Origin of the sequence: Petrocella atlantisensis, assembly GCF_900538275.1 — a bacterium.
Lineage (GTDB): Bacteria > Bacillota > Clostridia > Lachnospirales > Vallitaleaceae > Petrocella > Petrocella atlantisensis.
Genome location: NZ_LR130778.1, coordinates 2,386,093 through 2,408,723, shown reverse-complemented (window position 1 = coordinate 2,408,723; position 22,631 = coordinate 2,386,093). Strand labels below are relative to the sequence as shown.

Annotated in this window: 17 protein-coding genes and 5 tRNA genes; 10 read left to right on the top strand and 12 right to left on the bottom strand. The window is 37.6% G+C overall.

What is annotated here, in order from left to right; all coding sequences use genetic code 11:
- Positions 1-66 precede the first annotated feature (66 nt).
- From rlmD to PATL70BA_RS11105, 3 genes are all read right to left on the bottom strand, one after another.
- Positions 67-1,443, bottom strand: a complete 1,377-nt coding sequence (gene rlmD, locus PATL70BA_RS11115; protein WP_125137422.1) for a 23S rRNA (uracil(1939)-C(5))-methyltransferase RlmD — start codon at positions 1,441-1,443, stop codon at positions 67-69.
- 39 nt (positions 1,444-1,482) lie between these two features.
- Positions 1,483-2,424 carry a 3'-5' exoribonuclease YhaM family protein gene (locus tag PATL70BA_RS11110; protein ID WP_125137421.1) on the bottom strand — a complete coding sequence of 314 codons (942 nt, stop codon included), beginning with the start codon at positions 2,422-2,424 and terminating at the stop codon, positions 1,483-1,485.
- A gap of 169 nt (positions 2,425-2,593) precedes the next feature.
- A complete protein-coding gene (locus tag PATL70BA_RS11105; RefSeq protein WP_125137420.1) occupies positions 2,594-3,376 on the bottom strand; it encodes a multinuclear nonheme iron-dependent oxidase in 783 nt (260 codons plus the stop codon).
- Positions 3,377-3,874: 498 nt separating this feature from the next.
- On the opposite strand from PATL70BA_RS11105, the gene PATL70BA_RS11100 reads away from it, so the two are divergent.
- The 4 genes from PATL70BA_RS11100 to PATL70BA_RS11085 all read left to right on the top strand — a co-directional run bounded on the left by PATL70BA_RS11100 (position 3,875) and on the right by PATL70BA_RS11085 (position 8,932).
- Entirely contained in the window at positions 3,875-4,348 is a 474-nt protein-coding gene (locus PATL70BA_RS11100; RefSeq protein WP_125137419.1) for a GNAT family N-acetyltransferase, read from the top strand.
- A gap of 35 nt (positions 4,349-4,383) precedes the next feature.
- A complete protein-coding gene (locus PATL70BA_RS11095; RefSeq protein ID WP_125137418.1) occupies positions 4,384-6,759 on the top strand; it encodes an endonuclease MutS2 in 2,376 nt (791 codons plus the stop codon).
- Between the two features lie 66 nt (positions 6,760-6,825).
- Positions 6,826-7,509, top strand: a complete 684-nt coding sequence (locus tag PATL70BA_RS11090; RefSeq protein ID WP_125137417.1) for a response regulator transcription factor — start codon at positions 6,826-6,828, stop codon at positions 7,507-7,509.
- Position 7,510: 1 nt separating this feature from the next.
- Entirely contained in the window at positions 7,511-8,932 is a 1,422-nt protein-coding gene (locus tag PATL70BA_RS11085) for a sensor histidine kinase (RefSeq protein WP_125137416.1), read from the top strand.
- Between the two features lie 58 nt (positions 8,933-8,990).
- Here the strand turns inward: PATL70BA_RS11085 and PATL70BA_RS11080 are convergent, their stop codons facing one another.
- From PATL70BA_RS11080 to PATL70BA_RS11070, 3 genes are read right to left on the bottom strand one after another with little or no spacing between them, the layout of a single operon-like run.
- Positions 8,991-9,368, bottom strand: a complete 378-nt coding sequence (locus tag PATL70BA_RS11080) for a PilZ domain-containing protein (protein ID WP_125137415.1) — start codon at positions 9,366-9,368, stop codon at positions 8,991-8,993.
- Between the two features lie 18 nt (positions 9,369-9,386).
- Positions 9,387-9,878, bottom strand: coding sequence for a tRNA (cytidine(34)-2'-O)-methyltransferase (locus PATL70BA_RS11075; protein WP_125138473.1), 492 nt, complete (start codon positions 9,876-9,878; stop codon positions 9,387-9,389).
- Entirely contained in the window at positions 9,878-10,354 is a 477-nt protein-coding gene (locus PATL70BA_RS11070) for a chemotaxis protein CheX (protein ID WP_243115904.1), read from the bottom strand. Before PATL70BA_RS11070 ends, PATL70BA_RS11075 begins: the two co-directional genes overlap by 1 nt.
- A 189-nt stretch (positions 10,355-10,543) precedes the next feature.
- On the opposite strand from PATL70BA_RS11070, the gene PATL70BA_RS11065 reads away from it, so the two are divergent.
- Positions 10,544-10,960, top strand: coding sequence for a transcriptional regulator PerR (locus tag PATL70BA_RS11065; RefSeq protein ID WP_125137414.1), 417 nt, complete (start codon positions 10,544-10,546; stop codon positions 10,958-10,960).
- A gap of 539 nt (positions 10,961-11,499) precedes the next feature.
- On the opposite strand, the gene PATL70BA_RS11060 is transcribed toward PATL70BA_RS11065, so the two are convergent.
- The 5 genes from PATL70BA_RS11060 to PATL70BA_RS11040 form a co-directional block, all read right to left on the bottom strand.
- A complete protein-coding gene (locus PATL70BA_RS11060; protein WP_125138471.1) occupies positions 11,500-12,666 on the bottom strand; it encodes an aminotransferase class I/II-fold pyridoxal phosphate-dependent enzyme in 1,167 nt (388 codons plus the stop codon).
- Positions 12,666-13,148, bottom strand: a complete 483-nt coding sequence (locus PATL70BA_RS11055) for an Lrp/AsnC family transcriptional regulator (protein ID WP_125137413.1) — start codon at positions 13,146-13,148, stop codon at positions 12,666-12,668. The genes PATL70BA_RS11060 and PATL70BA_RS11055 overlap by 1 nt, the downstream gene beginning before the upstream one ends.
- Positions 13,149-13,183: 35 nt before the next feature.
- Positions 13,184-14,170 (bottom strand): AIR synthase family protein, encoded by a 987-nt coding sequence (locus PATL70BA_RS11050; protein WP_125137412.1) that lies wholly within the window; start codon positions 14,168-14,170, stop codon positions 13,184-13,186.
- 143 nt (positions 14,171-14,313) lie between these two features.
- Positions 14,314-14,874, bottom strand: coding sequence for an S-layer homology domain-containing protein (locus tag PATL70BA_RS11045; RefSeq protein ID WP_125137411.1), 561 nt, complete (start codon positions 14,872-14,874; stop codon positions 14,314-14,316).
- 131 nt (positions 14,875-15,005) lie between these two features.
- Positions 15,006-16,040: a LacI family DNA-binding transcriptional regulator gene (locus PATL70BA_RS11040; protein WP_125137410.1), complete on the bottom strand. Its 1,035-nt coding sequence runs from the start codon at positions 16,038-16,040 to the stop codon at positions 15,006-15,008.
- Positions 16,041-16,325: 285 nt separating this feature from the next.
- Here PATL70BA_RS11040 and PATL70BA_RS11035 point away from each other — a divergent pair.
- The 5 genes from PATL70BA_RS11035 (at position 16,326) to PATL70BA_RS11015 (ending at position 16,983) form a co-directional block, all read left to right on the top strand.
- Positions 16,326-16,406: transfer RNA gene (locus PATL70BA_RS11035), tRNA-Tyr, on the top strand.
- Between the two features lie 39 nt (positions 16,407-16,445).
- Positions 16,446-16,530, top strand: a tRNA-Leu gene (locus PATL70BA_RS11030).
- A gap of 79 nt (positions 16,531-16,609) precedes the next feature.
- Positions 16,610-16,682 (top strand) — tRNA-Phe (locus tag PATL70BA_RS11025).
- 154 nt (positions 16,683-16,836) lie between these two features.
- A tRNA-Gly gene (locus PATL70BA_RS11020) sits at positions 16,837-16,907 on the top strand.
- 4 nt (positions 16,908-16,911) lie between these two features.
- Positions 16,912-16,983 (top strand) — tRNA-Gly (locus PATL70BA_RS11015).
- 169 nt (positions 16,984-17,152) lie between these two features.
- Here the strand turns inward: PATL70BA_RS11015 and PATL70BA_RS11010 are convergent.
- The gene (locus PATL70BA_RS11010; RefSeq protein ID WP_125137409.1) at positions 17,153-22,621 is read right to left on the bottom strand and encodes a DUF3320 domain-containing protein; all 5,469 of its coding nucleotides are present in this window, start codon (positions 22,619-22,621) and stop codon (positions 17,153-17,155) included.
- Positions 22,622-22,631: the final 10 nt, after the last annotated feature.

Below are 22,631 nucleotides of genomic sequence, written 5' to 3'. Positions count from 1 at the left end.
TTAAGATATAATCTCGACATACTCCTTTTGAGTATATATTGCAACAAAAACTATTCATTAGGCTTATTAATCCACTTTGGTCACTAAGACAATCGTCTCCACATGCACGCCTTGAGGAAACATATCAAGGGGCTGAACTTGATCTACTTTATAACCTTTTTCTGCAAGATACTTAAGGTCTCTTGCCAGTGTTGAAGGGTCACAAGATACATAGACAATGCGTTTGGGATTAATCCTGACCATCGCTTCTAGCAGTACTTCTTCACAGCCTTTTCTTGGTGGGTCCACAACGATGATATCTGCTCGCATCTTTAATTCATCATAAAGCCTTGGTATGACTTCTTCTGCCTTGCCTGTATAGAATTCGACATTGTTTATACCATTGATATCCGCATTATGAAGTGCGTCTTCTATCGCTGCTTCAACCACTTCTACGCCAATGACTTTTTTGGCTTTTTTTGCCAGTAAAAGAGATATGCTACCAATACCACAAAAAATATCCATGACTGTTTCTTCACCCGTTAGTCCTGCAAACTCAATGACTTTTGCATATAGTTTTTCTGTCTGAACCGGATTAACTTGGAAGAAGGATAAGGGTGATATGTGGAACTTGACATCATCTATGGTATCTTCAATATGGGTATCACCATACACATGAAGCAATTGTTCCCCCATGATGACATTGGTGACTTCTTTGTTGATATTCACACTGATACCGGATATATAATCCAGCTTGGTTAATCTTGCTATTAGACCTTCTGAGGCTTTTAAGCGTCGGCCGTTAATGACCAATGTCACATGCATAAGCTTTGTAGAATGAGCATGTCTTGTTACAATATGTCTTAAAAAGCCTTTATGTGTTTCTTCATTATAGGCGGATATACCGTTTTGTGTCATCCAATCCAAGATGAGGGCTTTGACTTCTTCATTACGCTGATCTTGTATGTAACAGATGTCCGTTTCCACTATTCTATGACTGCGTTTGGCGTAAAAGCCGATTTTTACACGACCACCTTCTTGCCTAACCGGATATTGAACTTTGTTTCGGTAATAATAGGGCTCATCCATACCTATAACCGGTTCCACTTGTATGTCGCTTAATTTCCCAATTCTTTTAATCAATTGGTCTACTTTATTTTGCTTAAACTTCAACTGGCCCTCATAGGATAAATGCTGGAGTTGACAGCCGCCGCACTGACTTGCCACTTTACATATAGGTATAACTCTATCCGGGGAGGGTACCTGGATGGACTCAAGCTTCCCAAAACCAAAATTCTTACCGACTTTAACAACCTTGGTAAGAACTGTCTCACCTGGCAAACCGCCATCGACAAATAAAGTATAACCTTCCACTTTGCCGATGCCTTCACCGTTAACACCAATATCATCAACCACCATCTCATATACTTCATTTTTTACCACTGGTGCCTTTACTTTCGACATTTTATACCTCTATTCATCTATTAATCCGCTAAACAAAATCTAATATCTGGTTCTTCTTAAGTTGCTCTCAAACATCCTCTGATAACCTAGCCAATCATCTTGCTCACTAGAAGCATTCATCAAGGTTGTAAATGTTTTCATCTTTGCATCCATATTATCAATATAATGCAGGGCTATCGCTTCAATGAGCTCCGGTTTCTTAGGTGATCCGTATTCCAACTCGCCATGATGGGCAATAATCATATGCTTGAGTAAATTGGCAAGGGTTGGTGGGAACTTAGGAATCTCATCAATTTTTTTACTTAACCATTCAATACCTATAATGATGTGCCCAATGAGTTGACCTTCATCCGTATACTCAATAATCGGAAACTCCGACAATTCTTTGAGCTTACCAATATCATGGAACATACAGCCTGAAAACAGGATGCTTTTGTTTAATACCGGATATTGCTTGGTCATAAAATCACATAGTCTAAGCATATATAAAGTGTGTTCTAGTAAGCCACCCATATAGGCATGATGCACAGTTTTTGCCGCTGTATGGGCCTTAAAGCTTTTGGCAAATGCCTTATCTTCTACAAAGAAATTGGTGGCCAATTGCTTTAGCCAAGGGTCGTCCATATCCTCGATATATCCAACAAATTCTTTATACATTTCTTCGACATTATATTCTGTTGCCGGTATATAGTCTTTTGGATCGTATTCACCTTCTTGTGCTACACGTACACGTTTAATATTATATTGGATACTGCCTTGAAAGCTTACGACCGTTGCATCAACTTTGATATAATCACCAGTACCAAAACTATTGATACCATCGTTTAGATCCCATATTTTACCGTCGCCCACACCTGTTTTATCTTGTAATCTCACGGAATAATAACTCTTCCCTGCTCTTGTTTTTAGTACCTGTTTTTCTGCACATAAATATATATCGACGATTTGATCGCCTTCATTCACATCTGCCAAATAACGCATATGTTCTCCTTTCAATATGTAAGGCTGTCTTTATCCTATATAACAGCATTACTTGTTGCCATTATCACATTATAGCTTATTTTAAGGTGAAGTTAAAGAAAAGAATCGATGGTCAAAATCCCCTATGACAAAATGAAGACCCTAATAAAGGGTCCTCTTGGTCATATTCTTAGAATCTTTTCCTAATCTCTATCAATTGTTTCTTTATCTCTTCCTTACTGGTACGCCAAGAGAAGTCCGATCCAGGCCATCCATATTCTAATGTTACAATCTCTGGTTTACATTTGTACCTCAACCAATCCAGTAAATCGTAGTCTCTTGGTGTTAAAGGTGTATGCATATCAATTAATCCTTTGTCTTCAGTCATCTGAGTTCCGACAAAATGAATTTCTTTGACCTTATGTAGAGGGAGTCTTCTTAGGTAATCATGAACATCCATTTTCAGATGATACGCAGAGACACTGGCGTGGGCTGTATCTAGCAAGAGACCTACATCATGTTTTTCACACATCTCGCTTATAAAATCCGGGTCCACGGCTTCGGGCTTCACGTAATGAGGGCTATAAAATGGATTATAGTCCATATTTTCAATGATTAGAGGTACTTCTAAACGTTCTTTGAAAATCCGGACCCCTTCATCCAAACGCTTTTTTATATCTTCAACCATACGTAAGTCTTTATCGTAAATCGCAAAATGTACCGCCAGATGTGGGGATTCATATTGGTTTAGAACATCATTCATATGTTGCCATTCATTGTTACGGTCCGGATCGACCATACCTATGTGCTCGTGCTTGCCAAAACCATGGATTAGGATGGATTTCTTCTTAACAACTTCCTCATGTAAGCCTATAAAGGGCTGAAAATAGCCCATTTTAATACAATCTATTTCAACTGCGTCTTCTTCAATTAATACCATCAGTTCTTTCGAATAGTTACAACCAAGTTTCATTTTATCACCACCTTATTCTATGTATGGTTTTATTGAAACATTAACTGGCTCTTATGTCAAATAAAAAACAAAAAGCAGCATCTCTGCCACTTATCATCGTTTAGATCCATATAAAATTGTACTTATCTTACGAATTAGCTTTGAAAATCTGGAAAGTTTTTTTGAATGTTTAATTTCCTCTTTGTAAAATGAAGGACATCCATTATTCGTCTTAGTTTCGCTCATGATTCACACTCCAATTATCAAGCTCATTGATTCCTAACCCCTATTATACAACCTGTTTTTGAACAGATTATGAATAGAACGTTAATATATTAGCGTTTCTCTTAAACCCCTTAACTTCTAGCTTTTCAAGGCTTCATACCCCTCTTTTAGTACAAAGAATTCATACCATTGTTAAGGTGTCATAAAAAAGATATGTTAGGAAGCTTTATAATTATGTCATAATCATGTAAAATAATAAGAAAGTATATTCATATATATTAGAGGTGGTTTTTTATGGTTGACCCTAAAAAAATGAAGCTGGAAATCATCCAAGCAAGTACCCTTGATCTACTAAGAATCAATATTGCCTTAACAAAGTATGATCATTATAACAAAGCCATTCAATCACCCCAGTCTTTAGGAAAAGATACAGGTGAACATTTTGTTTACATCGATACAGTAGACCAAAAGTCTTTAGGTTATTTAAAGCTTATGAAAACAAATCTAACAGGTACGTGTTGGCTTCAAAGCTTTCTCATATTGCCGGATTATATCGGACAAGGTTTTGGCCGACAATTTTTCTATGATTTTTGTAGAGACTATATACAGGCCCGTCACTATAACAGAATCTATCTGACATGTCATCTAGATAATACACCCGCAATTTTGTTTTGGTCCTCCCTTGGCTTTCATAAATATAATGACATTGAAAATGTCATGCCTGTCTATGAAAAAGCAGCCTATGACCTCTATTACCTTGATTTATAAGCACAATTATATAATACATACTAAAGGAGTTACCCATGAATCAAAAAGCCCTTAAAATACTGGAATACGATAAAATCATATTACAACTTAAGCAATTGGCTCAATCAGAACCAGGCAAAAAAATGGTTGATGCTTTGAAACCATACTCCGATCTTGAAACCATCACCAGAAAACAAAACGAGACTTCAGAGGCCCTATCTACTATACTCAAATATGGCTCACTGCCTATTCGTGGTACACAACTTATCGGCCCTTCTTTAAAAAGACTGGCCATTGGTGGTAACCTCTCCATACTTGAATTGCTTCATATCGGGGATGTACTTCGTGTTGCTTCCCGTCTTAAAAGTTATTTTAGAGAAGGTGAAGAGATGATTACCACGCTTTCTATTGCGCCTCTTTTCTTGGACATCGAGCCACTGACGCCTCTACTTAGAGAGATTGATCGCTGCATCGTATCCGAAGACACCATTGCTGATGAAGCCAGTTCACAGCTACATCAAATACGACGCAACATACAAAATACCCATGCCAAAATACGTTCAAATCTTAATAGTATCATCAACAACAATAACCAAAAGACCATGTTACAAGATCCTATTATCACCATCCGTAATGACCGCTTCTGTGTACCTGTCAAAGCAGAATATCGTAGTCAATTCAAAGGTATGATTCATGACCAATCTTCGACCGGTTCAACACTTTTTATCGAGCCTATGTCTGTTGTAGAACTTAATAACGGACTAACTGAATTGGCCCATCAGGAACAAGAAGAAATCAACCGCATTCTAGCAGAACTTAGCGCACTTGCTGCCATACATATGGAAGCATTGAAAATCAACTTAGATGTTATGGCTGAGCTGGATTTTGTTTTTGCCAAAGCTGAATTAGCCTTAAAGCAAAATGCTACAATGCCCCAGTTTAACGACAACAAAGAGATTAACCTTAAGAAAGCAAGACATCCTCTTCTAAGTGATAAAGAAGTTGTACCTATTGATATCTATCTTGGTAAATCCTTTAATACTTTGGTAATTACAGGACCCAATACCGGTGGAAAAACCGTCACCCTTAAGACTTTGGGCCTCTTTTCTCTCATGGGTCAAGCAGGGTTACATATTCCTGCTTTTGACGGCTCAAGTCTAACCGTCTTTGATGAGATCTATGCAGACATTGGCGATGAACAAAGTATCGAACAATCTCTTAGTACCTTTTCCTCCCATATGGTCAATATTGTGGATATACTTAAAAAGGCCACCATCGATTCTCTCGTACTTTTTGATGAACTTGGTGCCGGTACAGATCCAACGGAAGGTGCAGCACTCGCCATGGCGACTTTGGAAAACCTATTTGCAAGAAGCGTTCTAACTGTAGCTACCACCCATTATAGTGAACTAAAAGTCTATGCCCTATCTACAGAGGGTGTAGAAAACGCTTCCTGTGAATTCGATGTTACCACCTTGCGCCCTACTTACCGCTTGCTTATCGGTGTGCCCGGTAAAAGTAATGCTTTTGCCATTTCAAAAAGATTAGGTCTGGGCGACGATATAATTGAAGAAGCCAAAGCCCTGTTGCAACAAAAAGAAGTCCGTTTTGAAGACTTGATTACAGACCTTGAAATCAATAAAAAAGCAGCCATTGCAGAGAAAGAAAAAGCTGAAAAATACAGAAAAGAAACCGAAATCCTAAAACGTCGATTTGATTTACAAAAAGAAGCTTTTGAGCAAAAAAAACAAGAAATGCTTACGGAAGCCAAAAAAGAGGCCTATAGAATTACGGAAGCTGCTAAAGAAGAAGCGGATCGACTCATTCGCCATATTAACCGAATTGCTGATAGCGCTCAGATTGATACCAAAGCCTTAGAAGAAAGCCGCAGTACTTTGCGTCAATCTATGACGAAATTAGAAAATGAAATGGGCTTACCAAAAGCTAAGGCAAAAGGTACCAAGGCAAAAGATATCGCTATTGGTGACAACGTTTTTGTTGCACCTTTTAACGGAAATGGTACGGTGTTGTCCTTGCCAAATAGTAAAGGCGAGATTCAAGTTCAAATGGGTATCATGAAATCCAACGTTTCTCTAAAAGATGTAACTGTACTTCAAGAAGATAGCCATCAACCTAAGGAAACTCGGAAAAAAGCTTCTTCAAAAGGTGTAACAACAAAAGCCTATAGTATCTCAACTGAGATTGATCTTCGAGGTGAGATGACGATCGATGCATTGCAAGTTCTGGATAAGTACTTAGATGATGCTTATTTATCAAAGTTGCCGATGGTCACCATCATTCATGGTAAAGGTACCGGTGCTCTTCGATCTGCCATACACAAGCATCTTAAAAAGGTGAAATATGTGGACTCCTTCCGAATTGGTGCCTATGGTGAAGGAGAATCCGGTGTAACTATTGTAGAATTCAAGTAAAATGCTTATAATAGTATTAGCTCCAGTAACCCAGCCCAACCACAGAACAAGAATTGAGGTGTCCTCATGGAAGCAAAATCAAAAATACTCATTGTTGACGACGACGAAAATATAACTGAACTCATAGCCCTCTATCTGGAAAAAGAAGGTTATTCAACCAAATCTGTTCACAACGGCAATGACGCAATCCATGTTTTTAAGGCTTTCGCACCTAATTTGGTCATTTTAGACCTTATGTTACCTGGTAAGGATGGCTTTGATGTGTGTAAGGACATACGTCAGGTGAGCAATACACCTATAATTATGCTAACAGCCAAAGGTGAGACTTTTGATAAGATTCTTGGTCTTGAACTGGGTGCAGATGACTATATGATTAAGCCATTTGACACCAAGGAACTAACCGCAAGGGTCAAAGCTGTTCTTAGACGTTTTACACCTAAGGGAAATGCCACTAAACAAATCGCTATGCCTAACCTTACCATCAATCTATCTAACTATACAGTTGTCTATAACGATACAAAGATTGAAATGCCACCGAAAGAATTAGAGCTCATTTATTTCCTGGCTTCTAACCCGAACCAAGTCTTCACAAGGGAACAGCTCCTTGACCGTATATGGGGCTATGAATATATCGGTGACACCCGTACTGTTGATGTTCATATAAAAAGAATTCGTGAAAAAATCAATGAATCAGATGCTTGGGGTATTAAAACCGTTTGGGGTATAGGGTATAAATTCGAGGTGAACTAATATGTTCAAGACATTTACAGGCCGTTTTTTTGCCATCTATGCCATGACCACTTTGGTGATTTTTCTTCTTTTATTTGGTGTGCTCACTCAGATTATTTCCAACTATTTCATAGAGAACCACTACAATATGATGTTAGAAGAAAGCCGAATTTTAAGTGATCAATTCATAGAAACTTATAAAGCAAGAACTTTGACGGACCTTAATTTTAATTATCAATTAACCGCCACCAGTAGATACATTGATTCTAGAATTATGATTCTAGATGAAAACCATCGGGTTTTTAAAGACACTCAAGTCACAGGAAAATCCCTGGTCGGTCATAAACTCAATCACCCTATTGTCCGTTCTGTCTTTGAAGGTAAGCAAATGTCAGAAACCGGAACTTTTGGCGACCTCTATGACCAGCTGGTTCTTACAACCGCTTATCCAATATATTCCGGGGATCGGGTTATAGGTGCTGTTATTATCAATTCTCCTTACCCAACACTACGCGAGAACATCAATAACATCTATCAAATGACACTTTTCTCACTACTTGTACTCTTAGCTGCTACTTTTATATCCACATATGTCTACTCTAAGAGCATTTCAAACACCATCTCAGAGTTAAACGACCGAGTTCAGGCCATCGCTAATGGTGATTTTTCAAGTCACGTCATTCTAAGTACCGACAATGAGATTGGACAACTGGCCAACAACATTAACCATATGGCCTCTGAACTTGAAAAGCTTGAAGATATGCGCAAGGATTTTATTGCCAATATCTCTCATGATTTCCGGTCGCCTTTAACATCCATTAAAGGCTTTGTACAGGCTATACTGGATGGTACCATACCTTATGAGCGACAAGGCAAGTACCTTAATATTGTTCTTGATGAAACGGAGCGTCTAACGAAGCTCACCAACGACATACTCCTACTGACAAAAATGGAAAACAACACCGTACAATTAAATAAGACCCATTATGATCTTCACCAAGATATCCGAAAAATACTTTTTCAATTTGAACAGAAGATTCTGGATAAACGTATTGACTTTACCCTACTCATTGATCAACAAGAATTATTTGTTTTTGCGGATATGAACCAAATTCAACGTGTATTAACCAATCTCATTGATAACGCCATCAAGTTCTGCTCCCCTGAGGACACCATCATTGTTGAGACCACTGTACTCTCAGGTAAAGTTGAAGTTAGCATCAAAGATTCAGGTCCCGGTATCTCTGAAGAAGATATTAAGTACATCTGGGATCGTTTTCATAAAGCGGATCGCTCAAGAGGTAAAGACAAAAAGGGTATAGGACTTGGTCTTTCCATTGTCCGTGAGATTGTCAAAGCCCATAACGAAACCATTGATGTCTATAGTCAAGAAGGTAAAGGCACAACTTTTGTCTTCACATTACCACTCTCTCATCATACATAAAGGCGCATTGCATTTTCAAGTGCAATACGCCTTTATCTTAAATCTTGGAGAGTCTTCTTCAAATGCCTTTGTCCATTAATTTTTTCTTTTGTTTTAGATGATTTTTTATAAGCCCATCAAGAAAAAATATGATTTCTTTGGTCAGGTTTATGAATTTCAGGCCGGCTTCGTATTCACCACCTGAATAACGACACCACATCACTTCAAGCATGACCTCTCTTTTGTCCCCGGCATTTTCAAGGTTGAATATTAGAACATCTCCGGCTCCTAGGTCTCTTGTACAACGCACACCTAATCCACTATAGGATATGTCCTCAACAATGACGCGAATCGGTGCAGGATCCGGTATCTCTTCTTTATTTGATATGATATGCTTATAACATAAAATATGGTTCTTGTAGTCGATACGTTGTCTCGTTCTTTTGTTTTCTTCCAAATAGTCACCTTCTTAGCTTTATAACCAATTATGGTGATGCAATTCGCCTTCCATCTGCATTTGTCCAAAATCATGCTGACGATAAGCTTCATAGAGCACAATGGATACAGCATTAGATAGATTTAAGGACCTTATGTCATTTGCCATCGGTATGCGTATACAAGTTTCTTGATACTTAAGTAGAATTTCTTCCGGTATACCGGCGCTTTCTTTGCCAAACATTATAAAAGAGCCTTTTTCATAATGAACATCCGCATAAGTTTGTTTAGCCTTAGTTGTACCCATGTATATCTTAACCCCAGGATGCTTTAATAAAAAATCATCAAATGAGTCATACATATGCAAATCCAATTTGTGCCAATAGTCTAAACCTGCACGTTTAACCGACTTTTCATCTAAGGAAAAGCCAAGCGGTCTTATAAGATGTAATGAAGCACCTGTCGCTACACAAGTTCTTCCGATACTGCCTGTATTATGGGGAATTTCCGGTTCGAGTAAAACAATATTCATCATTTTGATTTAATCGCAATGTTCAGTTCAAGTAAAGTAGATCCATCTTCTAGCTCAAGTGGAACACAGATTGTCTTAGAATCACTAACTGTAAATGACATATTACTGCCTAGACATAAGTTTGGTGGTGTTATATCCACAATAATACCCCTCGTTGAAAAAATTGTAGCCGCATTACCCAGTACCATATTCGCAAGTTCACCAATGGCACTTTTAGCCATATCATTTAATTCTACAACCGGCATGCCCATCATCATATGTGAAGCAATATTACAGGCAATATCTTCTTCAAGAGAAATAATGACCTGTCCCCTGAGTTCTCCTGTAATACCTACGATAACTGTTAATACTTTTCCTTCATATTCGGGATTCTTTAAATAAGGTTTACCCATTTTTGTATGTATTTGAGATAAGTCCCTTAAAACACTTTGTGCGGCACTGATAAACGGATTAATTAATTCTACATTGACTGACACATTGTTCCCTCCTTTTGTCTCTTTTACTTATTGTATCACACCCAGTTATAAGCTATCAATAAGTATTAAGGAAATAGACTTTAAGCAGCATACCTTAGCCTCATAAGAAGGTTAAACTTGACAAGATACTTATTCTATAATAGAATTAAGTTATTACTATGAGATAATAACTATTACAGGAGTGATGATATGGATCAAATTACCTCTATGCTTAAAGCAAAAAATCTAAAAGTGACCCCACAAAGGTTAGCAATTTTTAATGTTTTATGTAACACAGTAGAACATCCTAGTGCTGAGTCTATTTACAATGCTTTACAAGAAACCCATCCAACGATGAGTCTTGCAACCATTTATAAAACTCTCGATACTTTAAAAAAAGCCAATCTTATTCAGGAGCTCAATGTAGGTGAGGATCGTTTTCGTTATGACGCCATTATCCATAATCATCCTCATATGATTTGTAATCATTGTGGTCAAGTATATGATTTACACACCAATGTCGTTGACCAACTTATTAGCCAACTTCAATCGGAAACTGATTTTACCATAGAGTCCGAAAAGATTTTCCTATACGGAACCTGTTCGGATTGTAAAGTGGCACATTAGAATTTATATTGAGTTAAGCAAGTCTCTAAGTGAAAAAACTTAGGGACTTTTTTAAATACTTTTAGAAGGGTTAGATTTTGGAAGTGGGTTCCAGGAACTTCATGGTCGATGTTGGTATAATATGGTTTTCGGGTTACCTTAGCATATCATTTAGGGCATAAGAATTTAGACATAATGAAATGACACGTATGCGGAACCGAATGAGGAAAGAAAAAGCGCTGATCGATCACAGTTCTACATGGATGTAGAACGTCCTTCATTCTTGCATGGATGCAAGAAAAGAAGGATGATTGAGCAGTGCTTTTTATTGACGAAATGACCACCTATTACCGAGTAGATGTGATACACAGTTTTTCCGATGACCGTACGAAGTGTAAGGCGAGGAAAAAGTGTGTATTATATCTACGATCATGACCTATAGCTACATTTGATGAATTACCTCCTAATAAACGATCAAAATAAGACTGCCTCAGATTATGATATACTCTGAGACAGCCTCTTTTTATTGTGTATTTGGTTTTTTATTTTATGTAGTGCCTTTATTTTTTTATCATCTTCTCAACAAACAAACCAATTCTCTCAAGTGCAATCTTCAACTCTTCCACAGAATATGCATAGGAACATCTTATAAATCCTTCGCCACATTCTCCAAAAGCCGTTCCAGGTACAACCGCTACCTTCTGATCAAACAATAGCTGAGTTGCAAATTCTTCAGATGTCAAACCGGTTTTCTGAATGGATGGGAATACATAAAATGCACCCTCCGGTTCAAAACAATCCAGTCCCATTTTTCTAAAGCCTTCAACCATAAGTCTTCTTCTTTGATTATATGCACGGCGCATCATTTCTACATCGTCATCACAATTCTTTGCTGCCTCAAGTGCTGCATACTGACTGGTGGTTGGTGCACTCATTATGGCATATTGATGAATCTTGGTCATAAGACCTACCGCCGCTTCCGGTCCAAGCACATAACCCATTCTCCAACCTGTCATAGCATAGGCTTTGGAAAAGCCATTAATGATGATTGTACGTTCTCGCATACCCGGTAAGGATGCTATGGAAACATGCTCAAAACCATAAGATAGCTCTGCATAGATCTCATCAGATATAACAATCAGGTCATGTTTGATAATAACTTCTGTTATGGCTTTTAGATGTTCTTCTTTCATGACCGCTCCGGTAGGATTGGTTGGGAAAGAGATCATTAACACTTTGCTTTTAGGTGTAATAGCCGCTTCAATCTCTTCAGCTGTTATACGAAATTCATTCTCGGCTCCTAGCGGTATGGAAATGACGTTAGCACCAGCAAGATAAGCGCAAGGTTGATAGGATACAAAACAAGGTTCTGCAATAAGTACATCATCTCCGGGATTAATAAGAGCACGAAGGGCTAAATCAATCCCTTCACTGCCACCTACAGTTACAAGGCATTCAGTCTTATAATCATAGTCTAAGTTAAATCTTCTTCTCTGATAATCACATATAGCTTCTCTAAGCTCTAAGAGACCGGAATTAGAAGTGTAGAATGTTTTACCTTTTTCAAGGGAATAGATTCCTTCTTCTCTAATACGCCATGGTGTGTCAAAGTCAGGTTCACCAACACCCAGAGATATGGCATCTTTCATTTCTGTTACAATATCAAAAAACTTGCGTATGCCTGATGGAGGAATTACGGATGCTCTTTGTGATAATTTATTCTTCATCATGGAGTCACCACCATTCTCTCGTCTTTTTTCTCATCGTCTAATATAATCCCATAATCTTTGTACTTCTTCAGAACAAAATGGGTACCTGTACTTAAGACGGATTCTAAGGGTGCCAAAGTTTGTCCAACAAATAAAGCCACTTCCTTCATGGTTGATCCTTCAATAATAACTGTAAGATCAAAACCACCAGACATCAAATAAACCGCTGTTACTTCCTTGAATCTGTAGATGCGCTCAGCTATTCGGTCAAAGCCTTCACCTCTTTGTGGGGTTACTCTGACTTCAATTAATGCTGTTACTTTTTCATTGTTCGTACGATCCCAGTTTATGAGTGTATGATAACCACATATAATTTTTTCTTTTTCCATTTTGCTGATTTCATCGGCAATATTATCTTCATTGTCATTAAGCATCAAAGCTAAGTCCTTGACTTCTATTTTGCTATTGTTTTGGATAATCTGCAGTATGTCTTCTCTCATATTGTTACCTCCATAATCTTGTATATTCATGTAAGTTATTTGATTACTTTATACAATTCGTCTGATTGAGGCGGTTTTAGGGTTTGTCTCATTTGGTCACTGATGATGAGACGGTCTTTACCGGCTGTCACCTTCCCAATATGGGCACTGTGAATACCGGCCGCTTCTAATGCTTTAACCAGTCCCGGACCATCCTGCGTACCAATAAGCAGTGCACCACTTGAAATAAGTTGGTAAGGATTGATACCATAAAACTCACATATTTCGATGGTTTCTCTTTTTATGGGAATATGATCCAGTTGAACTTCAAAGCCAACCTTGGCACTTGAAGCCATTTCCCAAAGCGCACCGTATACGCCGCCTTCTGTTATATCATGCATGGCTTTTACACCATGCTTCATGGCGGCCGCGCTATCCTCAACAACCGAAATCAAAGATGTAAATTTCTTAGCTTCTTCAATCAAGCTCTGTTTAACTTGACCCCTTAGCTCTGCTTCTTTTTCAAGTGCAATAATTCCAGTACCTTCTATCCCTGCCCATTTGGTCATGACCAAGTCATCTCCAGGATCCAAATTACAAGACATAGCCAGACTGGCATCTGTTGCTCTACCAATACCTGTTACCGATACAATGGGTTGATTGACAGCACCTGTTACTTCTGTATGTCCACCCAGCACTTGCACGTTCAAAGATGTACAAACATCATTTACATCCTGCATTATAACCTTAAGGTCTTCTTCTAGGAAGCCTTTTGGTAGCAATATCGTAAGCAAAATACCTACAAGGGTTGCCCCACTAGAGGCTATATCATTGGCTGTCACATGCACAGCTAGCTTACCGATCTCTTTGGTGGTTCCAGTAATCGGATCCGTTGACATAACAATAAGATCCTCACTGGGGAATTTTAGGACACAACAATCCTCTCCAATGCCTGGACCATGAATAACTTCTTCTCTTTTTACGGATAATGGTTTTAAGATGGTTCTTTTTAAAACCGATTCAGATACTTTTCCAATCTCCATATCTTCATTCCTCATCGTTTCCCGTACTGTTTCCTAATTTTATAGTATTATAGCATTTTTCCTGACATTATAAAAGAGGTTAAATATATTGACACCTGAACTATAAGAAAAAACCACTCCATAAGAAGTGGCTTGATATCTTTTTATTGTTTAACCAATAATGTATCCCATATAATCAAGGCGACTTCACCTCTTGTGACGACTTTACTTGGATCTACGCTTGAGTTAGCCGGTATGATACCGATGGATTTGGCTCTTTGTATATAATTTTCAGGCCACTTGCCTGTTAGATTCTCTTGTTTACCTAGAGCATTTACCATAATGGTTACAATCTCGCCGTAAGTGATGTTGCCGGCAGGTCTGAAAGTATCCCCCGGATAACCTTGGACTAGCTTTAGCTTATTGGCATTACCAATCACCCCATGGGCCCAGTGGCTGGTCGGCACATCCGCAAAGCTCTTACTTTCACCATCTACTTCAACACCTTCATACCCTAATATCCTAACGGCTAAGGCTGCCACTTCAGCTCTTACAATTGGATTGTCCAGCTTAAGAGATCCATCATCATAACCTCGAAGTATACCCAAAGTTCTAAGTTGATTCCCTGCATAGCTTTCTTCATTGGTTGCTCCATAGACAACGGTGGTTGACATTAACACCACTACCATTGTCACCATCATTATTTTCTTCATTATATTCTTCATCTATTTACCTCATCTTCTTTGAGACGCATCGTTTACAGTCCATCCATTCGTTTGTACAGGTGCTATTATAGCATGAATGATACCTCCAAACCATAGTTCACGGGCGAATGAAAACATAATGTAACAAAGCCTTATCTTAAGATTGCCTTTGTCGTCTCTCTGACAATGAGTTCAACGGGTAGCTCCTGTGACTTTAAGCCTAACTCACCATCTATTTTTTTTATGAGAAGTCTGGCAACTTCAACACCTTTTTTATAGATATCTTGTCTTATCGTGGTTAATGCCGGAAAAGTATACTCACAAATACTTAAGTCATCAAATCCTATTATAGATAAATCTTCCGGAATCTTCTTCCCAAACTGATGCATAATCTTGATAATGCCAAGTGCCATAATATCTGCAATGGCAAACACCGCTGTAACCTCCATATGGTCTTTCAAAAGTCTATGCCCTATAGTTATGCCACCTTTGAAGGAGACCGCCTCAACGATTACCGGGCATGTTGTTTGATCTAATTTGGCTTCTTTGATGGCACGTTTGAATCCTATGAAGCGTTTTTCATTGACCTCTGATACACCAACCTCACTGGTGGCAAAGGCGATATGCTTATGACCAAGGGTCGTTAAATGTTTGGTTGCAAGATAAGCACCGAGTTCATCATCAATACCTACATTATTGACACCTACAGCTTCATAATTATAATTGTCAATCAAGACAATCGGTACTGTTACCAGCTTAAGATCTTCCCAGAATCTTGCATCGTAAGTACCAAGTATAGCTAAGCCATCCAGCATCCGCTTATTCACAAGTTCAAGGGCATGATCAATAGAATGGATACAGGATATGAGTATGTCATAGCCAAGCATTCTGGCTTCATATTCTATCCCACTAATAATCTCACTATAAAATGGGTTGGTTTTCAGAAGAGAGCTTGGTGCACTGTTTTCATATACTTCCGGTATGAATATACCAATTAGATTAGATTTCCCGATGGATAAACTTCTTGCCGTCATATCCATTTTATAGTTCAGTTCCTTAACAGCTGTGAGAACATTTTGCTTCGTCACTTCCGTCGTTTTATTCGGTATGTTATTGATAACATTAGATACGGTTGCAACCGATACACCTGCATGTTTTGCAACGTCCTTCATTGTTATTTTTCCCATAGTTACCTCGCTCCTTGTCTTCTCCAAACACACGCGTTTTCTCTGACACTCTTAATTATAGCTTTTTTGACCTTGCTTCGCAATTGGATTTTAACGTTTAGTAAACTATTAACCTTGGCTAAAGTGTCAAACTAAATAGTTGATCTTTTACAGATGAAATCTTCTCTTTTACCGTAGCGTTAAAAAGTTCACCAAAACTATTGACAAAACTTCTAATTGTGGTAAGATATATCTTGTTCACCTTGAGGACGCTTCCTCTTGGAGATTCAAGTTCATATTTTATTTGGAGGGGTTCCCGAGTGGCCAAAGGGGGCAGACTGTAAATCTGTTGCGATAGCTTCGAAGGTTCGAATCCTTCTCCCTCCATTTGATCGTTATACGATCATAATAAGTTGTTGGTTATGCGCCGGAGTGGCGGAACTGGCAGACGCACAGGACTTAAAATCCTGCGACCTATAAAGTCGTACCGGTTCGATTCCGGTCTCCGGCATTAATTAACGCTTATTATATTATTTTGTAAAACCGAATTGTCTTCGAATGAAGATGATGCATGAAGTACTTGTACTTCTGCCCAGATAGCTCAGTCGGTAGAGCAGAGGACTGAAAATCCTCGTGTCGCTGGTTCGATTCCGGCTCTGGGCATTCCGCAGCTTAGAGAAGAATTGTTAGCATAGGATGAACCATCCTCCTACTTCGATTCCGGCTCTGGGCATTCCGCAGCTTAGACAAGAATCGTTAACACAGGATGAACCATCCTCCTACTTCGATTCCGGCTCTGGGCATTCCGTACCGTTACGCGGGTGTAGTTTAATGGTAAAACTCCAGCCTTCCAAGCTGGTTACGGGGGTTCGATTCCCCCTACCCGCTCTCTGCGCGAATGGCTCAGTGGTAGAGCATCGCCTTGCCAAGGCGAGGGTCGCGAGTTCGAATCTCGTTTCGCGCTTCACAAAAAACCAGCCAAATCCTTTATATACAAGGATTTGGCTGGTTTTTTGTTTTCTTACTATTGAGTCCCTTTGAGTCCATTCATTTTCTTTAGAGATTTTGTAATCAATCTTGAAGTTTCTTCTCTTTCTCTATCAGGTTACCCTCAATACCGAATTACAATACACCTACACTAAAGTAATCCGATCATCCAAAACTTTAACCTTATCTTCAACAATTAATCGATTGTAAACCTCATCCATCGCCTTTATTATCTTCTGACCAGCACGATTATAGCCAAAAACTCTTCGTGTTTCTGCATACAAGCCTTCCTTAGTAATACCATAACTATTTAGTACTATTGTCATCATCGCTTCTGCAATTTCTTCAGGTGATATATGTGTTATATCCCTAATATCATAAGTTGTTTCAGGTATACGAACTTTAGGAAGAATTTCATTCTTACGCCACAAGAAATCATACTTATAATCTACTGATTCTTTACAATATGGAAGGGCTGAGTTGACAAGATCACGTACTACTTTCGTTACTTTTTCGCGACCTGTTAGTGGTGCTATCCTCCGACATAAAAGTTCAAAATGAATCGGACTTTCAATCTCAACAACGGTCTTTATTTCTTTGGATAGTTCCCTCACATCATCACAGTAATAATTCAAACTATTATAATCAACAGTCTTATAGAATTCGAATCCATATTTATCAATATCTTGATGCTCAGTCTCTGTTGTTGCTTCTACTTCGACAAGCAACTTTTCGTGAATATCATCATCCACTTTTGTGGGGATATCTATTTGCACCTCTTGCTCCAAATTAAAGTTATCAATACATTCTTCTATAGCCTCAAGAAGTTTATTATTTTCATTCTTTGGATCCTTAATGTAATCAGTGGACCAAATTCTGTGGAACTTCCATCCCATATCCTCAAGAACTGTTTGCCGAATTCGGTCCCGTTCTCTAGCAGTTCTTGTCGAATGATAAGTAGCTCCATCACATTCTATCCCCATTATATAAACACCACTTATTTCAGGGTGTTTTACACCTAGATCAATCTTATAGCCTGAACAACCAACTTGTGTATCTACTTTGTGTCCTTTCTTCATTAGAAAATCATAAACACTTCTTTCAAAAGGTGAATCAAACTCTTTGACTGAATCTGCAGTAGCTTCTCTCTCTAAGACGCTTGGCCCGTTCTTAGCAAATTCAATGTATGACCTTAATAAATGTACCCCTTCAGACGACGTTCTATCTAAATCAATGTCTGTTGGGTGTATAGAACCAACAAGCTTAACATTATGTTTTGCTCTAGTTATAGCAACATTAAGACGTCTTTCACCACCATCTTTTGTCAATGGTCCGAAGTTCATCGCCATCGGTTTTCCTGTGCCATCTTTTGCATAACCAATGCTAAACATGATCGTATCACGTTCATCTCCCTGGACAGTTTCGATATTCTTTACGAAAAAAGCTTCTGCCTTATCTTCATTGAAAAATGACTCATATGAATTGTCATTTAATCGAATCGTTCTAAGCTCATTCTCCACTGCAGTTTGCTGAGCAGTACTGAATGTAACAACCCCAAGTGATCGATTAGGGTGACGTACAAAATGTTCAATAACCAATTGAGCTACTTTCTTTGCCTCAATAACATTGCTTCTACTTCCGCCTCTGTCATATAACCCATCACTAACATGAATATATTCAACCCCCTCATGAGGTACATCGTCCTTACATGACGGGAATGTAACCAATTCGTTATTGTATATTTTCGCATTTGAAAATGCTATAAGGTGTTCATGTCTACTTCTGTAATGCCATTTAAGTGTTCTATTAGGTAATACGGTTAGTCCTTCGTCAAGAATTGATTCATATGAATCGATTTCCTCTTCTTCTGAATCGTAATCATCATTCATCTTTGACGTACCAAAAAAACTTGTAGGTGGGAGCTGCTTATCATCCCCACAAATAACAACTGTCTTACCGCGCATAATTGCACCAACTGCATCTTCGGTCTTAACCTGTGAAGCCTCATCAAAGATTACCATATCAAAATCATAGGATTCTGCTTGCAAAAAGAGACTTACAGACAATGGGGACATCATCATACAAGGTTTCAATGTCATCAATAGATTTGGTATTGATGCAAACAGTCTTCTAAGAGGCATGATTCTACGACGTTTGCTCATTTCTCTATTTAAAATACTCACCTCATCACCAGCTGATGAAGTGAAGTTTCTGTTAGGTAATGAGTCGATTAGTTTACTTCTCACCCTTGCCCTAGCAATCTCAAGAGAACGTTTATCTAATTCCCGGAAATTTTCAATACGTTCAAATTGAACTCTTTGACGGAAGTTTAATACAGATGGGTATTTAGCAATATTAATATCAAGCCATAGTTTATAGAACCTTCTAAGATAACCATTTCTTAAATGAGTTTTTAACATACCTGCTTCTTCAGCCTTTTCAATATATTCTCCTAGCCCCATTTCTTTACAAGCTTTTCTATGGCTTCTATAATCTACCCACTCTTCCAACAACTTGAAACCACTTATACAATTGCTAACGATCAATAATAGCTCAACTGAATTAGCATTCAACATGCCTCTGCCTTCGTCGAAAAGAGATTTGAACCCTTCCCATTTCTGCAAAGCTGTAACCTTTTCCTTTGTTAGGACTTCTAGCAGGTCGTTACTGTAGGAGGTATTCTGAAACTTCTCGATAAATTCTTTGGATACTTCAAACCTATTTTTATATCTGGTAAATTGCTCTGTCCACTCTAGAGCCTGAATAATTCGATCCCAATCTGTTTCAGTCCCAGTGAATAATTCACTGAATACTTCTTTGAGACTTTGATAATTTTTGTTTAGATTCATCTCAATTTCTTCAAGTCTTAATTTCTTTTGAAGATCATTTTTAAGTACGCTAAACTTAACCATACTTATAGTATAATTGTCAAATAAATCAACAGCTTTTCTTGCTTCTATCAATATATCCCTAAATGTTCTCAAAGCAGTTGGAACATATCTAATGCCCCTCTTATTAATAGTATCGTAATTAATAAGGTCCATGATATTTGTCCACTGTGCGCTTGAAAGATAGTCATTAATTTGTTCCTCTACCTTCTCTAATTTATCAGGATATTCTCCATTACAAAGTAGTTCTTTCGTTGCTTTATTTAATATACTTTTACCTATCAGCTTTTTTAGTTCATCAAAGTCAGATCTAGCATTTTTAATGGCATCCCAATCTGTATATTCGTTCATATACTTCATACCAAATGCTTTTGTAAGTATATTTTCTTTTTGATTAAACCAATCTTCGTGGTTATGGTATTCAGTTATAAGCTGTAATGCATCAATAATTATTTGGTCAGTGAGCTTATCAGTAGATTTGTAATAACCTCTTATTGCACTTTTGTCCATCTTATATTGTTTCTTAAATATTTTCAGGAAGCCTGTATAGTTTGTTCTAAACCTCAAAAGCATCTCTTTGTAATCAAGTGTTAGAACATCATTCTCAAAATTAGTATTTAAGGTCTCTCTAATCGTAATAATCTTTTGACGTTTCTCCATCGACTCCTGAAGAAGTTCATCCACTATTCTATTTTGATCATCATCAAACCACATCTCTGTTGGGTTTGGTTTTTTATATAACTCTAAAAGAAAATTACTAATATACTTTAAGTCATCATAATTCCTTATGTTATTTAACCCAAATTCTTTGCTTATTCCAACTGCTAATTCATTCACACAAGATAAACTTTCTTGTAGTTCATCAGATTTGTTGATGTAGTAATCAGCTCTATCAATTAACTCATCAATATCTATATTTTCTATTTTTCCTATTTCGGATAATTGACTTTCAAATCTCAAAATATCCTCATAGAAAGTTTTACCATCTACATCAAAAAACTCTTCCTTATACTTCATCATCAGATTATCAGTTATTCCATGATAATCCTCCAATGTATGCTTATAGTCTTTTGCCTTTTGACTGGCATCAACAATAATCTTTAAATCACCTTCTAGCCACTGTTCTGGAATTTCTACTGGAGGTGTTGATACGTAATGTAGGAAGTTGATATATTCATCAATTTCATCCAGAGTCATTTCCCAATTAACACCCATATCTGAATTAAAAGACATTAATGCATTATTTATTTTATCCAATCCCTCTTGAAGCTTCTTCAGATCAATTTCTGTATTTAGTCGAAACTCGTGTGTTACGCTTTTAAGATTACAACCAATCCATGGATTATCTTTATAATCTTTTTTCATCATACCCAGTACATGTGAAAAATCATCCAGCGCTATTTTTATCTTATTTAGATCTTCAAGTGTCATACTTTTGACATTATCAATGGTAAACTGAAGGTCTTTGCATGCTGGTAATGCAGCTAGCTCACCTGTAATTTCAAAAATACTTTTATTTAAGGGGTCATTCTTTATATGTAGATCCTTTACATACTGATTTAAAAGATCTCTTTCTTCTTCTAGCTTTTGTAAGTCATAAAGCGCATCGTCTTTTAGCGCTCGTTTATCAAGATTGAACGTCCTATTAAGGTCATTAAGCACCTCTTTTTTATTTTTTTTATTGTTGTGTAAGGACATACAAAATTCCGCCAAGCCTACATTTGACAATCTTGAATGGACTACTTCTAATGCAGCTGACTTTTCAGAAACAAAAAGAATCTTCTTTCCATCTGAAAGTCCTTCTGAAATAATATTGGTAATTGTTTGACTTTTACCTGTACCTGGTGGACCTTGCAAAATAAAGCTTATGTTATTTTTCGAATATAGAATAGCATCCTGCTGACTTGAATCTGCATCTACAACCTGAAATGTGTCAATTGGTCGCACTTTTGTATCATGATCAAATCCATCAAAATCTTCCGATATACGTTTAATATCTGAAGAATCTCCTGCCAAAGCATTTAGCACTGGATGAGCCTTTATACGTTCGACATTATTCTCTATATCATTATACATATTCATTTTCATAAATGATAATAAACTTATACTTGTATCATGAGTAACCTTCCACGAACTGTTACCTATAACGCTCTCAATTGAATTCAGATATCCAATGATATCTTCATTATCACTATCAAATTCTGGTAAGGAAATTCCAAAGTCTTCATTAAGCTTAAATGCTAGCGTTGGATTTAATACGATCTCATCTTCATGTAATTGTAGTACGTATGGATCTGTAATTGAATCAACTCTTAGACTTACTGGTACAAGAACTAGCGGTGATTTCAAGACGATATCCGAGTGCTGTAATTCTTTCCACTCTAAGAAGCCAAAAGCCATATAAAGCACATTGATACCTTGCTCTTGAATAAAACTTTTAGCCTTGTTTCGTATATTACGTAAAGTCTTTTGCTCTTCGCTTAGTGTTCTATCTGACCTTATGTTACCACTAATAAATTGCTGTTCATCCTCATCCACTGGATTGGGGAAAATCATCTCTTTTTCCTTCAAAACAATATCCTCGAACAGCTTGCTAATACCTGGCTCAATAATATTTATATTAGATCGTTTTGTCTCTTTGTAACTAATCAGCTTATTTCTCTTCCCCAATTCCAGTAAGCTCTTCTTCCAGTTATCTATATTCTTCTCTATTTTAGTATTTAACATTTTTCCTCCT